Genomic DNA, 16,020 nt, shown 5'->3' on the forward strand with positions numbered 1-16,020 from the left:
TGGTGACACGAGACCCGGATCGGCTGGAGGAGGACCGTCATGCACACGCACTTCATCATCGTCGTGCTGAGCACTCTGCTCGGCTGACCGGGGGAACGGCGGACCCGCGGGCCTCCCGCCCGCGGGTCCGCGTCACCGGTCCGTAGCGGGAAACGAGAGCGACAGGCATGGTGGAATTGGGACCCGAACTCCGGCGCCGGCGCGAGTCGGCCGGCCTCTCCCTGGACAAGATGGCCAGACTGGTGCACTTCACCAAGGGCCACCTGAGCAAGGTCGAGAACGGCCACACCCAGGCGAACCGCGAGCTCGCCGCCGCCTACGACCGGGTGCTGGAGGCGAACGGCGACCTGGTCGCCATCGCCGAGGCGCAGCCGGCCCGGCGCAAGCCGCGCGGACTCATGGGCCTGCCCGCGCACACCGCGCACTTCGTGGGCCGCACCGCCGAGCTCACCGCGCTGAGCGCCGTGCTCGGCGAGCGCCAGAACGTCAAGGTCGCCGTCATCAGCGGGATGGCGGGGTCGGGCAAGACCGCGCTCGCCGTGGCCGCCGCCCGCGCGGCCGCCGACTCGTTCCCGGACGGCTGTCTGCTCTTCGACCTGCGCGGGCACAGTCCCGGCATGCACGCCCAGTCCCCCGCCGAGACCGCCCACCACCTGCTGCAGTCCCTCGACACCGCGCAGGACCTCATCCCGGCCGATCCCGACGGGCGCACCAACCTGCTGCGCGACACGCTGCGCAACCGGGACGTGCTGGTCGTGCTCGACAACGTCCGCAACGCCGACCAGGTGCGGTCGCTGCTGCCGGCGGAGGGCCGCAGCCGGGTGATCGTCACGAGCCGGTGGCGGCTGCCGTCGCTCGACGACGCCTGGCACATCGACATCGACGCGCTCACGCCGCCGGAGGCGTTGCGCCTCTTCCAGTCGCTGATGCGCGGTGAGACCGCGGTCGACGACGGGGACGCCGCCGCGATCGTCGCGCACTGCGGGCACCTGCCCCTCGCGATCAGGATCGCCGCGGCCAGGGTCCTGCGCGGCGGGTGGAGCGCGCGGAGGTTCCTGCAGCGGCTGGCCGACCGCTCGACCAAGCTCGCCTACCTGGAGGAGACCGAACGGGGCGTCAGCGCGGCGCTCGCCATCACCTGCGACCTCCTGCCACCGGAGCAGCGCGACCTGCTCGGGCTGATGGCGAACCACCCCAGCACGAGCATGCCCGTGCCGTCGGTGCAGGCCGTCGCGGGACTCGCCCCCGGCGACACCGACCTGCTGCTCGACGGCCTGCACGAGGCGCACCTCGTCTCCCGGACGCCGGACGAGCAGGTGCACCTGCACGACCTCGTGCACACCTACGCCATGCAGCACGTGCGCCCGTCCGACGAACTGGCCCGCCCGGCGTTCGACCGGCTGGTCGAGCACTACCTCGCCGCCGCGATCGCCGCCGACGAGCTGCTCGAACCGGCCCGGCACCGGCCCGCCGTCCGGGCGTCGCTGCACTCGGAGACGCCGTTCGAGGACGCGGCCGGCGCGCTGGCGTGGATGCGGTCGCAGTGGCCGACGCTCGTGCGGCTGACCGACCTCGTCACCGACCAACGGTGCTGGCAGCTCGCCCTCGCCGTGAGGGGTTTCTTCTTCCAGGAGAAGCTCTACGACTCGTGGATCCACATGCACCTCGCGGCGCTCACGACCGCCGTGGGCGACCCGGCCGCCACGGGCCGGGTGCTCAACGGGATCGGCATGGCCCGGCTGGAGATGGGCCAGGTCGCCGAGTCCGTCGACTGCCACGAACGGGCGCTCGCGTCCTTCGTGAAGGCGGGCGACAAGGCGGGGGCGGTCGACGCCTCGGCAAGCCTCGCCTGGGCGCGCATGCACCAGGGCGAGGCCACCGCGGCGATGGAGGGCCTCACCGCCGCCCTCGCCGAGTACCGGCGGGCCGGCCGGGAGCGCAACACGGTCATCACGCTGCGCGGCATCGCGTTCGCGCTGACCTGCCTGGACCGGTTCGCCGAGGCCAGGACGCACGCGACGGAGGCACGCCGCTCGGCCTCCGCGCCGATCGACGTGGTCAGGGGCATCAACTGCCTCGCCTGGGTCGAGTACCGCACCGGCGAGACGGCGAGGGCCCGCGAGCTGTACGCCGAGGCCGCCGACCTGGCCGAGCTCGCGGACAACGGCTTCGAACGCGCCCGCGCGCTGACCGGGCTCGGCAACGTCGCCGCGCGGACGGGTGCGCAGGAGGAGGCCGCCACGTGGTGGGCGCAGGCGGGCGACCACTACGCCGGGCTCGTTCCCGTGGTCGTGTGGGAGGCACACGCGCGTGTGGAACTGACCGGGTCGTGACCCGCGTCCGTCAGGACTGGGTGCTCCACCCGATGCCGTAGGACAGCTGCGGTTCCAGGTCCTCGAAGACGGCGTGCACCTCGCCGACCCTGTTCGGGACGGCGAGGTCGCCCGCCCACACCGGGTCGTCCAGCTCCAGCGGCGGCACCCCCGCGAGCCGCCACACCCGGTGCGGGCGCACGACACCCCCGAAGCGGACGTGCAGGGAGAACCTGTCGCACTGGTACTTCGGCGTGCACACGTAGTGCGGGGCGATGCCGCGCTCGGCCGGCACCCTCACCCGGAACGCGTACTCGTGCTCGTCGCCGCGGGCCAGCGGTTCCGGCAGCCGCAGGGCGAACCCGATGCGGTTGCGGGCCTTCATCGTCCCCTCGCCGAGCTCGCCGCCGTAGAGCAGGTCGACGCCCAGGTCCTCGATGCTGCCGGACCCGGTCCAGCCCGGGGGCGGGGTCAGCGTCAGGCCGATGTCGACCTCCTCGACGCCGTCCTGCCCCGCGACGATCCGGCGCGTCTCGTAGACCTCGGGCACCCGCAGGTCGAAGCTGGTCACCACCCGCAGGTCCGCGGTGTGCCAGGGAGGACGGCGTCGCACGTCGGCCTGGCGGCGGGTCTCCAGCGCGAGCTGGGCGAGGCGCACGAGCGCGCTGTCGATCCGGCGCTGCACGGTGCGGGGGTCGACGAACGCGACGTCCGCGATCTCCTTGATCCGCTCCTGGTACATCCGCGGTGTCGCGGAGTCGAGCCCGAGCGCGGCGCGCAGCAGCTTCTGCTGGTCCGGGTGGCACTGGTCGATCAGCGCGTTCAACCGGCCGCGCACCTTGCGGCGCACGCCCTCGCCGGTGTCGCCGTCCTCGACGCCGCACACGTGGCGCAGGCCCCGGCCCACCCGTGCCGCTATGTCGTCCGTCTCGACGCCGTGGCCCTTGCGCACGGCCTTCAGCTCGCTCACGAGCTGATCGGCGGGGACACCCATCACACCTCCGGGCACGGTGACGGGCGTGGAGTTTAGCGGTGTCGATCACCGCTCATCCGGGCCCGATGTCCAGTCCTGGCCCGACTTCACCCGAACGGAGGGATCGGCGTGTCCAGTTCCCGTCAGCCCGCCGCGCCGGGGATCAGGTCGAGGAACTGCTCCGCCGCGTGCGCCTCGCGGGCACCGAGCCGGGCGTAGAGCTCCTGTGCCAGCGCCATTTCCTGCCGTGCCGCGGTGTTGTCGCCGGTGGCGAGCGCGGACCGGCCGAGGCCGAAGTGCGCCCGCGCCAGCTCGTAGCTGCTGCCGAGCCGTTCCGCCAGCGCGAGCGCGCGGCGGTGGGCCCCGGCGGCCTCGCCCGGTTCGCCGGCCTCGTTGTGCACCTCGCCCAGGCAGTTGAGCGCCATCAGCGTGTCGAGCTCGGAACCGGTGCCCGCGAACAGGTCCATGGCCTCGGCCAGGTGTGCCCGGGCCTGGTCGAACAACGACAGCGCCGCCGCGAAGACCGCCATGCCGCGCAACGTGATGCCCGCGTTCACGGGCGCGTCGAGCCGCCGGTAGTTCTCCAGCGCCTGCCCCGCGACCTCCAGCGCCTCGGCGTGCTTCTGGCGCTGATGCAGCACCCACGCCTCGTTGCCGAGGGCGTTGCTGACGCCGCGCAGGTCGCCCGCCGCCTCGAACAGCTCCTGCGCCCGGACGAAGTGCGGTTCGGCGGCCTCGCCGTCGCCGCGTTCGAGCATGGCCATGCCGAGGTTGTTGTGGGTCAACGCCTCCGCGTGGCCGTCCCCGAGGCGGCGGGCCGCGGCCAGCGCCAGTTCGTGCGTGTCGACCCAGGTGTCCCAGTCCTTGGTGAGGAAGAAGAACCCGCGCAGCGTGTAGGCGAGCTGCCAGCGCCGCCGGTCGAGCTCCGGGTCGCCCGCGCGGAGCAGGCCGACGAACGCGTCGCGGCCCGCGGTCAGCCAGGCGAGCGCGTCCTCGCGGGTGCCGAAGTTCGGCGTGTGCCGGGGCGACCCGTCGAGGGTGAGGCGGTAGCGGTGCGGGGTGAGCACGCGGTCGGCCAGGTCGGCGGTGTGCAGGTGGTGGTCGAAGTAGCGGGTCAGGGCCGGACCGGCGTCGGTGTCCTCCTCGCGCACCAGCTCCGCCGCGTACACCCGCAGCAGGTCGTGCACCTCGACGCGGCCCTGCGACCGCTCCCGCACGAGCCTCGCCCGCGCCAGCACCGCGGCGGTGCGGCTCGCCGCCGTGACAGGCACGTCCAGCAACGCGGCCAGCGCGCGCTTGTCGAACTGCCGGCCCGGCGCGGCCCCGAGCAACCGGAAGAGGCGCGCGGCGTCCGCGGGCAACTGCTTGTAGGACCAGGAGAACACCGACCGCACGGCGGTGCGCGGGTCGTCGCCGGTGTCGAGCACGTCGAGCCGCGCCTGCTCGTCGGACAGCTCGTCGGCGAGCTCCGCGACCGTGACGTCGGGCGAGTTCAGCACGAGCCCGGACGCGATTCGCAGTGCCAGCGGCAGGTACGCGCACCGCCGCGCCAGGTCCACCGCCGCCTGCGGCTCCTCAGCCAACCGGGGGCCGATAAGCGTGTGCAGCGCTTCCAGGGCCTCCTGCTCGCTGAACACGTCGAGCCGCACCTGCTCGGCGCCGTGGTCGACGACGAGCCCGGTGAGGTTCGCCCGGCTGGTGACCACGACCGCGCACGACCCGGTGCCGGGCAGCAACGGCCGCACCTGGTCCTCCGAGCGGGCGTTGTCCAGCACCAGCACCAGCCTCCTGCCGCTCACCAGCGACCGGAACATCGCGGTCCGCTCGGTGACCTCGGCGGGGATCGTCTCGGCCGCCACGCCGAGCGCCCGCAGGAACGCCCCGAGCGCCTCGCCGGGCGTGACCGGCACGCCCACCCCGTACCCGGACAGGTCGGTGTAGAGCTGCCCGTCGGGGAAGTCCCGCATGGCCCGGTGGGCCCAGCACACCGCGACGGTCGTCTTCCCGACCCCGCCCATGCCGGACACGACCACGAGCGGCGACGTCCCCGGCTGTTCCCCGGCGACCCCCGCCACCGCCGCGTCGAGCGCGGCCAGCACGTCCTCGCGGCCGGTGAAACCCCGGGGCACCGGCGGCAGCTGCCGCGGCACCACCGAGTGCTCGCCGGGTGCGGCGTGCAGGTGCAGGTCGCCCGTGATCGTCTCCGCCTGCACGACGACGCCGGACGCCGTCCCCTTCACCACGTTGCGCGTCGTCATGGACCGCCCCCCACCACCGCCACGGTGATCACGACAACACAAGTGTGCCCGACGGGGACACCGCCGGACGTGGAACAGGACGTCACCGGGGCGGCTCGGGGAACTTGTCGAGCAGCCGCTCGGTCAGCTCGGCCGCGACCTGGTCCGTCATCGTGACGAGCTCGGCCGAGGTCAGGTACTCGTCGGCGGGCAGCCGGACCACGGACGACAGCGACGACGGCGGGGCGGCCCGGCGACCGGCCCGGCGCACGAGGTCGACCGGATCGATGCCCGCGGTCGGCACCACCTCTCCCGGCAGCGCGGGACCGAGGTCGGCGAGCGCGGACAGCATGAGCCGGATCTTGCGCACGACGTCGTCGCGGCTCAGGACGCTGGCCAGGCCCGCGCGCGGCAGGGTCATCCACGCCGAGCGCTGACCGGTCCGCAACGCCGCCATGCCGCCGCCGTCCGCGTGCAACGGGCGTCGCGACGACACCTGGACGACCCCTTTCGCCCGTGGCGCCTCGACTCCCGAGCTCGCGTCGAGGATCTCGCGTTCGGCGGCGTACGCGGGCATCCGCTGTTCGAGGTCGCGCAGCTGGCTCGCGGAGATCCCGGCGTCGGCGACGGGTGCCAGGTGCACCTCGAGCGTCGCGGGCCACTGGCTCGGCCACGAGCCCGCGAGGGCCTCGATGTTGGTCCGCCACACGACGTCGACCTCGTCGGACAGCACCTGCCAGGACGGCTCGGCGACCGGCGGCGGGCTGGCGGGCAGCAGCGGGATCTGCTGGGAGAAGACGGGTCGGCGGCCCAGCGCGGGACGGACGTTCTTCGGTTCGCCGTAGATGCCGCGCAACAGGTGCTCGATGCCCGCGTCGGTCAGCTCGACCAGGTAGTGGTCGGCCGCGCGCGGCTGCAGGAAGAGCGGGATCTCGGTGACGTCGCGGCCGGGCAGCACGACGGGCAGGAGCTTCGGCAGCCACCGGTCGTAGTCGTCCTGCAGCAGGTCGCGGATCGCGCGCAGCTCGGACTGGGAGCCGCGGTTCTCCGTGGCGGCCGCCCCGCCGTCGCCGACGACCTTGCACTGCGGCGAGGCCACCACGATCGTGTAGTCCGAGGACCGGATGTGCCGCAGCGCCCAGGTGTACCAGTCCTGCCGCGGGCCCTCGGCCCACTGGTCGAGCTCCGTCTGGACGCCGTTGTTCATCAGCAGCGTCGCGAATGCGAGCACGTCGGCTTTGTGCCGCGGCGAGTCGTGGGTGTAGACGACGAACACGGTGGGTGCGTCGTGGTCTGGTGCAACCATCGCATCGGAGCTTAATCCGCCCGATCCGCACGTACCCGAACGACCCGATGTCCCACGCCTGACGTGCGACTTTCGTAGTAAGCCGAACAGGGCATTTCTGAAAACGCGCGTCCCGATTCCCGGTCCGGCTCCTCTACTGACTCTGACGGGCCCCTGCACCCGCGCGACGTGCGCGGGCATCGCCCGCTGAGGAGTTGGAGGAATCCGTGTTCCTGGGTTCACGATCTCGCCTGCGGACGGCGGTCATCGCCGCCGCCGTGGGCGCCGGTGTGCTGACGGCGGCCACCCCCGCCGCCGCCGCACCCGCCGCGGGCACGCGCTCTTACCTCGTCATCACCGCACCCGGTGCGACCGCCGGTGCCGCGACGGCCGTCAGCGGCAACGGCGGCACGGTGTGGACGAGCTACGACGCCATCGGCGTCATCGTCGCGCACTCCGGCGCCTCCGACTTCGCCACCAAGATGCGCGCCGTGTCGGGCGTGCAGAAGGTCGGTGCCACGCGCACCAGTGACATCCCGGCCCAGGCCGCGAACCCGCCGGTCCCCGCCGCGGCCCAGCAGGAACCGCCCGCCACGTCGGAGCCGCTGCGCGCGGACATGACGCAGATCGGCGCCGACAAGGCGTGGGCGGTCAACCAGGGTTCGTCCAGCGTCACGGTCGGTGTGCTCGACACGGGCGTGGACGACCTGCACGACGACCTCAAGGCGAACTTCGACGCCGCCAACTCCGCGTCGTGCGCCTACGGCAAGCTCGACACGCGCACGGGCTCGTGGCGCGACACGGGTACGCACGGCACGCACGTCGCGGGCACGATCGCGGCGGCCAAGAACGGCCGCGGCATGGTCGGCGTGGCGCCCGGCGTGAAGATCGCCTCGGTGCGCATCGCGGAGGAGCCGAGCGGGCTGTTCTTCCCCGAGAACACCATCTGCGCCATGGTCTTCTCCGGTGACCGCGGCTTCGAGGTGACCAACAACAGCTACTACACCGACCCGTGGCTGTTCAACTGCCCGGACAACGCCGACCAGGACGCGATCCTCGAGGGCGTGAAGCGCGCGGTGGCCTACGCCGAGGGCAAGGGCGTGCTGCACGTCGCGGCCGCCGGCAACGAGAACTACAACCTCGCCAACAAGAGCAGCGACTCGTCGAGCCCCAACGACTCGACGGCCGTGCAGCGCTCGGTCTCGAACGCCTGCCTGAGCGTCCCGGGCGAGGTCTCCGGCGTGGTCAGCGTCGCGTCGATCAACTCGTCCAACGCCAAGTCGGTGTTCTCGAACTACGGCACCGACAAGATCGCTGTCGCCGCCCCCGGCGACGGCGTCTACTCGACGATCCCCGGTGGCACCTACGGCAACAAGTCCGGCACGTCGATGGCCTCCCCGCACGTCGCGGGCGTCGCCGCGCTGCTCAAGTCGGTCGACCCGACGGCCACCCCGGCGCAGCTGCGCACGCTGCTCGCCACCCAGGCCGACGACCTGAGCTGCTCCGACAGCCGCTGCTCCGGCACGACGGCGAAGAACAACTTCTTCGGCGAGGGCCGCGTGGACGCGCTCGCGGCGGTCGGCGCCGGCACGCCTCCCGGCAAGACGTTCGAGAACACGGCCGACGTGCAGATCCCGGACGCCGGCACCGCGGTGACCAGCTCCATCACGGTCTCCGGTGTCACGGGCAACGCCCCGTCGACGCTGAAGGTCGACGTCAACATCGTGCACACCTACCGAGGTGACCTGGTCGTCGACCTGATCGCCCCGGACGGCACGGCGTACCGGCTCAAGAACTCCTCCAACAGTGATTCCGCCGACAACGTCGTGGCGACCTACACGGTCAACGCGTCCACCGAGGTCGCGAACGGCACCTGGAAACTGCAGGTCCGGGACGTGGCGCGGGCGGACACCGGCTACGTCAACTCCTGGAAGCTGACCTTCTAGGAAGGCAAACGGAGGAAACTCGGCGGCCGCGGCTAACTAACGTCCCTGCCTGCAGCGATAGCAGTGACGTGGAACCCGACCTCTGGTCGTCGGCCGCCGCGGCCCTCGACGAGCACGAACACGCCCTCGTGATGGCCCGGCTGGCAGGCACGGTCGTCGGCCCGGGCCAGACCGAGCGGCTCGCCAGGGGCGAGCGCGACGTCGTGTTCCTGCTGCCCGACCGGCTGGTGCTCGTGCGGCCGGAGCCCTTCTGGGCGGGGTCGTACGACCGCGGCCAGATCGTGCGCATCATGCTGGCCGCCGGTCACGTCCAGTTCGACATGACCGGCGGCGACAGCCTGGAGTTCTGGATCGACACCGACCTGTCCCCCGCCGACGAGTTCGTCGAGCAGGCCGAGCACTGGCTCGCGCCGCGCAAGAGCTCCGCGAGCGGCGCGGTCATCGGGTTCGGGCTCGCGATCATCATCGCTTTCCTGTTCGTGCTCGGGCCGGTGGACCTCATCCCGTCCGACGGGCGGCTCACCGTCAAGTCGAGCTGCGGCGACTTCCTGCGCGCTGGTGGTGACGAGCAGGTCGAGCTGCTGCGGCGGCTCTTCGGGCAGGCCGGGCGGGCGGACGAGGCGGACAAGCCGATGACGCTCGACGCGTCGAAGAGGCACTGCGGGGAGAACAACGGCGCGACGCTCGACTCGCTCGTCACGGGCAAATGACCCCTACAGTGCGGAGGTGTTCGACACCCGCCAGCTAGAGGTCTTCGCGACGGTCGCGAGGACCGGCTCGTTCAGCGCCGCCGCCCGCCAGTTGCACTGCACCCAGCCCGCCGTCAGTCAGCAGATGCGCGCGCTCGAACGACAGGTCGGCGGCCCGCTGTTCGTCCGCACGGGCCGGGGCCTGCACCTCACCGAGGCGGGCCGCATCCTGGCCGAGCGCGGGTCGGAGCTGCTCGACCAGCTGGCCACGACCCACCAGCAGGTCAGCGCCATAGCGACGCACGACATCGGCACGATCCGGATCTGCGCGTTCCCCAGCGCCAACGTCTCGCTGGTGCCCGCGGCGGCCGCGATCCTCGCCGAGGAACGACCTCAGCTGCGGCTCGAGCTGGTCGAGGAGGAGCCGCCGGACTCGTTCGCGCTGCTGCGGCGCGGTGAGGTCGACGTGGTGCTGAGCTTCAGCTACCTCGACGAACCGCAGGACGAGGCCACCGTGAGCGGCATGCTCAGCGTGCCGTTGCTGCGCGAGCCGCTCGCGTTGCTCGTGCCGGCCGGGCACCGGCTCGCCGGGCGGGAGCGGGTGTCGCTGACCGAGGCGGCGGAGGAACGCTGGATCGCCGGTTGTGTGCGGTGCCAGCGCGCGTTACACCAGGCGTGCGAGAAGGCCGGGTTCGTCCCGGACATCACCTGCTCGACGGACGACAACCTGGCCATCCAGAGCCTTGTCACCGCAGGTCTGGGCGTTGCGCTGGTGCCTCGGCTGCTGCTGTCGTTCCTGCAGCACCCCGGGTTGCGGACGGTCGACGTGGAGTCGGCGGCGCAGCGGCTGACCGCGCTCTACACCTGGCCGGACCTCATCCAGCTGCCGATCATGCGCGCCACGGTGGACGCGCTCATCTCCGCGTCCGCCCAGGCATAAGCGCGGCTTATAGGCCCCCAAGAAATGGTCATCTACTGCGCATAGGCCGGGCCGGTCACCGTTACCGGTATGGGCATCGCCAGGACGACTCCGCGCACGGCCGACTCGGTGTTGCCCGGCCTCGCGCTGGTCGCGGGCGGTGTCGCGATCGCGATGCTGGTGTCGTGGCTGCAGCCGTCGATCTCCGCGCTCACCATCGCGGTGCTGCTCGGGGCGGTCGTGGCCAACACCGTGACGCTGCCCGCGTCGATGACGCCCGGCATCAAGCTCGCGGGACGGCGGCTGCTGCGCCTGGGCGTGGTGCTGCTCGGGTTGAAGCTCGTCGTTCAGGACGTGTTGAAGCTCGGCTACGAGATCCTGCTCCTCGCCGTGGTCGCGGTGGTGGTGACGTTCGTCGTCACGCGGTGGCTCGGCCGGCTGCTCGGAGTCGGTGAGGGCCTGTCGCTGCTGATCGCGACCGGGTTCTCGATCTGCGGCGCGTCGGCCGTGGCGGCCATGAACAGCGTGCGGCAGCAGGACGAGGAGGACGTGGCGAAGGCACTCGGCCTGGTCACGCTCTTCGGCACCATCGCGATGTTCGCGCTGCCCGCCGCGTTCCCGCTGACCGGCCTCACGCCCGCGCAGTACGGCGTGTGGGCGGGCGGCAGCGTGCACGAGGTCGCCCAGGTCGTGGCCGCCGCCGGTCCGGTGACGGGCGCGCTCGCGATCGCCGTCGCGGTGAAGCTGACGCGGGTCGTGCTGCTCGCGCCGATGCTCGCCGCGGTGAGCTTCGCCGAGCGCCTCAAGTACCCGGCGTCCGGTCAGCGGCCGCCGATCGTGCCGTTGTTCGTGCTCGGGTTCCTCGCGATGGCCGGGGTGCGCGCGACCGGGCTGCTGCCCGAGGTCGTGCTGTCCGCGGCGACGTTCGTCGACACCGTGCTGCTGGCGGCGGGCATGTTCGCGCTCGGCACGGCGGTGAAGCTGCGTTCCCTCATGCGTTCCGGCCCGGCGGTGCTGCTGCTGGGCCTGCTCTCGACCGCGGTGATCGTCGTGCTGGTGCTGACCGGTTCGGTGCTGATCGGCTGATCTCCGCTTCCCTGAAGGAGGACCCGCTCATGACGCACAGCCTGCTCTCCCCCACGGCGACGCTCCTGGTGGGCTCGCTCCGGGCCGCGATCGCGCGCGGCGGTGCCGAGGAGGCCGTCGCGGCGCGCGTGGCGACGACGCTGGAAGGCCACCTCACCGACCCGTTCCTGCTCAGCGCCGCCCAGCGCGAGCCCGACCCGAACGCGTACCGCCAGCACGTGCTGCACGTCGAGCCGGACGGGAGCTTCTCGGTCGTGGCGCTGGTCTGGTTGCCCGGTCAGGAGACCTGCATCCACGACCACGTCTCGTGGTGCGTCGTCGGCACGTACGTCGGCGAGGAGGAGGAGACCACCTACCGGCTGCGCGGTGACCGGCTGATCCCGTTGCGGGTCAACAAGACCCCGGAGGGCGTGGCGGGCTACCTGGTGCCGCCGGGCGACATCCACAAGGTGTGCAACAACTCCAGCTCGGTGGCGATCTCCATCCACGTGTACGGCGCGGACGTGAGCCTCCTCGGCACGAGCATCCGCCGCCGCTACGACCAGCCCGTCAGCGGGCGGTGATCCCCCGCTCGATCGCGCCGGTGGCGAACGCGACCAGCTGAGCCGGCTTGACCCGGTTGATGCGGGCGCCCTGCAGCAGCAGGTCGTCCGCGAGGCCGATGAGCGAGTCCCAGACCCAGTGCGGCAGCGCGGGATCGTCGATCAGCCGCTGCCCCGACGCCTCGGCGGTCTCCCGCAACGCCTTCGCGAGCGCCTTGAGCGTCTTGCGGTAGTCCTGCGCCGAGTTCGCGACCTCCTTGCCGCGGCGGCCACCGGAGAGCACCTTGGCCTCCCACTGCGCGGCGGACCGCCCGAAGCGGCGCCAGAACTCGGTGATCTGGGGCTCGATCTCCCTGAGCACGCCCGCGACGCCGAGACCGCGGTCGACGGTCGCGAGGGTGTGCTGCAGCTCGTCCAGGCGCCGTTCCATCAACGCCGCGAAGACGTCCTCCTTGCCGGAGAAGTACTGGTACAGGGTGCCGGAGCTGACGCCCGCGCCGACGGCGATCGCGCGCATGGTCAGGCCCGCGTAGCCCTGCTCTTCGAGGATCAGCTCGGCGGACGACAGGATGTCGCGCCGCCTGCCCTCCGCGTCACCCCAGGCCGTGTGCTCGGTGCTCACGCCGTTCAGCCTAACTTGAACAACGTTCAGAAGCATATTGAACGTTGTTCGGTTTGCTCGCTACCCTCGGGTGCATGGCGGAGACGGACGCGGAGTTGGCCAGGCGGTTGGCGACGGAGACCGGGCGCCTGCTGGTCCGCGTGAGACCCGGCGACGGCGACCACGTGGCGCAGCTCTTCCTGGCGGCGCAGCTGGCCGAGCACCGGCCCGGCGACGCGGTGCTGTCCGAGGAGGCACCGGACGACCCGCGCCGGCTCGCCGCCGACCGGGTGTGGATCATCGACCCGCTGGACGGCAGCCGCGAGTACGCCGAGCCCGGCCGCACCGACTGGGCCGTGCACGTGGCGTTGTGGGAGCGCGGCGAACTGGTCGCGGGCGCGGTCGCCGTGCCCGCTCTCCCGGCCGGGCCGAGGACTTCACACCGCAGGCCGCGCATCGTGGTGAGCCGCACCCGGCCGCCGGCGTTCGCCCAGCGGGTCGCCGAGGCGATCGGCGCCATCCTGGTGCCGATGGGCAGCGCGGGCGCGAAGACGATGGCCGTCGTGCGCGGCGACGCCGACGCCTACCTGCACGCCGGCGGCATGTACGAGTGGGACTCGGCCGCGCCGGTGTTCGTGGCCCGCGCGGCCGGGCTGCACGCCTCGCGCGCCGACGGCGGCCCGTTGCGCTACAACCAGCCCGACCCGTGGCTGCCCGACCTGCTGATCTGCCGCCCGGAGCTCGCAGGGGTGCTCGCGTGAACCACCTCGACCGGCTCGAAGCCGACAGCATCGACATCTTCCGCGAGGCCGCGGCGGAGAGCGAACGGCCCGTGCTGCTGTACTCGATCGGCAAGGACAGCTCGGTGCTGCTGCACCTGGCGCGCAAGGCTTTCCATCCGTCGAAGCCGCCGTTCCCGTTGCTGCACGTGGACACCACGTGGAAGTTCCGGGAGATGATCGCGTTCCGCGACGCCACGGCGGCGGAACTGGGCCTGGACCTCGTCGTGCACCGCAACCCGGACTGCGTGGCGGCGGGCATCAACCCGTTCGACCACGGGTCCGCCGTGCACACCGACCTCTGGAAGACGCAGGGCCTGCGGCAGGCGCTGGACGAGCACCGGTTCGACGTCGCGTTCGGTGGCGCCCGGCGGGACGAGGAAGCCTCGCGCGCCAAGGAGAGGGTGTTCTCGTTCCGCACCGCGCAGCACCAGTGGGACCCGAAGAACCAGCGGCCCGAGCTGTGGCGGCTCTACAACACGCGGGTCGCGCCGGGCGAGAGCATCCGGGTGTTCCCGCTGTCGAACTGGACCGAGCTCGACGTCTGGCGCTACGTCGAACGCGAGCGGATTCCCGTGGTGCCGCTGTACTTCGCGGCGCCGCGGCCGGTGGTCGACCGCGACGGCGCGCTGATCGTGGTCGACGACGACCGTATGCCGTTGACCGCGGCGCCGCGCACCGAACTGGTGCGCTTCCGGACGCTGGGCTGCTACCCGCTGACGGGCGCGGTGCGCAGTGCGGCGCGCACGGTCGCGGAGATCGTCGAGGAGATGCGGGCCGCGACGACGTCGGAGCGGCAGGGGCGGGTGATCGACCACGACGGCAGCGGGTCGATGGAGCGCAAGAAGCGGGAGGGGTACTTCTGATGGAGCTTCTGCGGTTCATCACCTGCGGCAGCGTGGACGACGGCAAGAGCACGCTGATCGGGCGCTTGCTGTACGAGTCGAAGCTGCTGTACGCCGACCACCTCGCGGCGTTGGAGGCGGACTCGCGGCGGGTCGGGACGCGCGGCGGTGAGCTGGACTTCGCGCTGTTGGTGGACGGGCTGGCCGCCGAACGGGAGCAGGGCATCACGATCGACGTGGCCTACCGGTTCTTCGAGACCGACGCGCGGCGGTTCATCGTGGCGGACACCCCGGGCCACGAGCAGTACACGCGCAACATGGTCACCGGAGCGTCCACGGCCGAGGCGGCGGTGCTGCTGCTCGACGCGCGCAAGGGCGTCCTCGACCAGACGCGCCGGCACGCGCGCATCGTGTCGTTGCTCGGGATCCGGCACGTCGTGCTGGCGGTGAACAAGCTCGACCTGCTCGGCTACTCGCAGGACGCGTTCGAGCAGGTCAAGGCCGAGTTCCTGGAGTTCGCGGCGGAACTGGCGCTCGACGAGGTCACGTGCGTGCCGATGGCGGCGACGGAGGGCGTCAACGTCGTGGAGCGCAACGACCTGACGCCCTGGTACGACGGACCGACCTTGCTGCGGTGGCTGGAGACAGTGGAGCCCTCACCGCGCCGAGGCGGCCCGTCCCGTTTCCTCGTGCAGTGGGTGAACAGGCCCGACGCGTCGTTCCGCGGGCTCTCCGGACGCGTGCTGGGCGGGACGCTGCGGCGCGACGAGCCGGTCCGCCTGTCGGGCCGCACGACCAGAGTGGCCCGGATCGTCACGATGGACGGCGACCTGGACGAGGCGCCGACCGGGTCGTCGGTGACGGTCGTGCTGGCCGACGACGTGGACGCGAGCCGCGGCGACGTGCTGGGCGCTGCCGGCGACCCGCCCGCCGCGGCCGCCTCGTTCCGGGCGAAGCTGGTCTGGCTGCACGAGACCGGGCTGCTGCCCGGCCGCCAGTACCTCGCCAAGATCGGCGCCCGCACGGTCGGCTTCACCGCCACGAAGTCATTGGCGCTCAACGAGATCGGCGTCGACACCGTGCACTTCGACGCGCCGGTGCCGTACGAGCCCTACGCGACCAACCGCGACCTCGGGTCGTTCATCGTGCTGGACCGGCTCTCGAACGCCACGGTCGGCGCCGGGATGATCGACTTCGCGCTGCGCCCGGCGGACGTCCGCTGGCAGACCCTCACCGTCGACAAGCAGGCCAGGATCGCGCGCAACGGGCACCGGCCGTGCGTCGTGTGGCTGACCGGGCTGTCCGGCGCGGGCAAGTCCACGATCGCCGACCTGGTCGAGCGGTCGCTGCACGCCGAGGGCCGGCACACGTTCCTGCTCGACGGGGACAACGTGCGGCACGGCCTCAACTCCGACCTTGGGTTCACCGACGCCGACCGGGTCGAGAACATCCGGCGGATCGCCGAGGTCGCCGCGCTCATGGTCGACGCGGGGCTGATCGTGCTGGTCTCGTTCATCTCGCCGTTCCGGGCCGAGCGGGCGCTCGCGCGGGACCTCGTCGACGAGAACGAGTTCTGCGAGGTCTTCGTCGACACCCCGCTCGCCGTCGCGGAGCAGCGCGACCCGAAGGGCCTGTACCGCAAGGCCCGCCGGGGTGAGCTGGCGAACTTCACCGGCATCGACTCCCCCTACGAACCACCGCGCGACCCCGAGGTGCGGGTGGACACCACGGTGCTGAGCGCGGAGGCCGCCGCCGAGGCCGTGCTGCAGCGACTGCGTGCGCTCGGCGTCTGTTGAACGTTGTCCA

At 72.1% G+C, this 16,020-nt stretch carries 13 protein-coding genes; 9 read left to right on the forward strand and 4 right to left on the reverse strand.

What is annotated here, in order from left to right; translation table 11 throughout:
- The first annotated feature begins 167 nt into the window (after positions 1 to 167).
- Positions 168 to 2,333 (forward strand): helix-turn-helix domain-containing protein, encoded by a 2,166-nt coding sequence (locus ABZX02_RS06215; RefSeq protein ID WP_355295357.1) that lies wholly within the window; start codon positions 168 to 170, stop codon positions 2,331 to 2,333.
- A 10-nt stretch (positions 2,334 to 2,343) separates the two neighbouring features.
- On the opposite strand, the gene ABZX02_RS06220 is transcribed toward ABZX02_RS06215, so the two are convergent.
- From ABZX02_RS06220 to ABZX02_RS06230, 3 genes are all read right to left on the reverse strand, one after another.
- Positions 2,344 to 3,306 (reverse strand): hypothetical protein, encoded by a 963-nt coding sequence (locus ABZX02_RS06220; protein WP_355295359.1) that lies wholly within the window; start codon positions 3,304 to 3,306, stop codon positions 2,344 to 2,346.
- 122 nt (positions 3,307 to 3,428) lie between these two features.
- Positions 3,429 to 5,543 (reverse strand): tetratricopeptide repeat protein, encoded by a 2,115-nt coding sequence (locus ABZX02_RS06225; RefSeq protein ID WP_355295361.1) that lies wholly within the window; start codon positions 5,541 to 5,543, stop codon positions 3,429 to 3,431.
- A gap of 82 nt (positions 5,544 to 5,625) precedes the next feature.
- Positions 5,626 to 6,828: an SEFIR domain-containing protein gene (locus ABZX02_RS06230; RefSeq protein ID WP_355295363.1), complete on the reverse strand. Its 1,203-nt coding sequence runs from the start codon at positions 6,826 to 6,828 to the stop codon at positions 5,626 to 5,628.
- 206 nt (positions 6,829 to 7,034) lie between these two features.
- Here ABZX02_RS06230 and ABZX02_RS06235 point away from each other — a divergent pair, with 206 nt between their 5' ends.
- From ABZX02_RS06235 to ABZX02_RS06255, 5 genes are all read left to right on the forward strand, one after another.
- Positions 7,035 to 8,753: a S8 family serine peptidase gene (locus ABZX02_RS06235; RefSeq protein ID WP_355295365.1), complete on the forward strand. Its 1,719-nt coding sequence runs from the start codon at positions 7,035 to 7,037 to the stop codon at positions 8,751 to 8,753.
- Positions 8,754 to 8,821: 68 nt separating this feature from the next.
- Positions 8,822 to 9,463: a hypothetical protein gene (locus tag ABZX02_RS06240; protein WP_355295367.1), complete on the forward strand. Its 642-nt coding sequence runs from the start codon at positions 8,822 to 8,824 to the stop codon at positions 9,461 to 9,463.
- A 16-nt stretch (positions 9,464 to 9,479) separates the two neighbouring features.
- Positions 9,480 to 10,382: a LysR family transcriptional regulator gene (locus ABZX02_RS06245; protein ID WP_355295369.1), complete on the forward strand. Its 903-nt coding sequence runs from the start codon at positions 9,480 to 9,482 to the stop codon at positions 10,380 to 10,382.
- A 69-nt stretch (positions 10,383 to 10,451) separates the two neighbouring features.
- On the forward strand, positions 10,452 to 11,447 hold the full coding sequence (locus tag ABZX02_RS06250) for a putative sulfate exporter family transporter (RefSeq protein ID WP_355295371.1): 996 nt from the start codon (positions 10,452 to 10,454) through the stop codon (positions 11,445 to 11,447).
- A 29-nt stretch (positions 11,448 to 11,476) separates the two neighbouring features.
- A complete protein-coding gene (locus ABZX02_RS06255) occupies positions 11,477 to 12,010 on the forward strand; it encodes a cysteine dioxygenase family protein (RefSeq protein ID WP_355295372.1) in 534 nt (177 codons plus the stop codon).
- Here the strand turns inward: ABZX02_RS06255 and ABZX02_RS06260 are convergent.
- Entirely contained in the window at positions 11,997 to 12,611 is a 615-nt protein-coding gene (locus ABZX02_RS06260; RefSeq protein ID WP_355295374.1) for a TetR/AcrR family transcriptional regulator, read from the reverse strand. The two genes, ABZX02_RS06255 and ABZX02_RS06260, sit on opposite strands and share 14 nt — an antisense overlap.
- Positions 12,612 to 12,685: 74 nt before the next feature.
- Between ABZX02_RS06260 and ABZX02_RS06265 the strand changes: the two genes are divergently transcribed.
- The 3 genes from ABZX02_RS06265 to cysC are packed head-to-tail and all read left to right on the forward strand — an operon-like array spanning position 12,686 to position 16,010.
- Positions 12,686 to 13,351 carry a 3'(2'),5'-bisphosphate nucleotidase CysQ gene (locus ABZX02_RS06265; protein WP_355295375.1) on the forward strand — a complete coding sequence of 222 codons (666 nt, stop codon included), beginning with the start codon at positions 12,686 to 12,688 and terminating at the stop codon, positions 13,349 to 13,351.
- Positions 13,318 to 14,235, forward strand: coding sequence for a sulfate adenylyltransferase subunit CysD (gene cysD / locus ABZX02_RS06270; protein ID WP_355295831.1), 918 nt, complete (start codon positions 13,318 to 13,320; stop codon positions 14,233 to 14,235). Before ABZX02_RS06265 ends, cysD begins: the two co-directional genes overlap by 34 nt.
- Positions 14,235 to 16,010 (forward strand): adenylyl-sulfate kinase, encoded by a 1,776-nt coding sequence (cysC, locus tag ABZX02_RS06275; RefSeq protein WP_355295377.1) that lies wholly within the window; start codon positions 14,235 to 14,237, stop codon positions 16,008 to 16,010. Before cysD ends, cysC begins: the two co-directional genes overlap by 1 nt.
- Positions 16,011 to 16,020: the final 10 nt, after the last annotated feature.

The sequence above is a fragment of the Lentzea sp. NPDC003310 genome (assembly GCF_040610935.1).
Classification (GTDB): domain Bacteria; phylum Actinomycetota; class Actinomycetes; order Mycobacteriales; family Pseudonocardiaceae; genus Lentzea.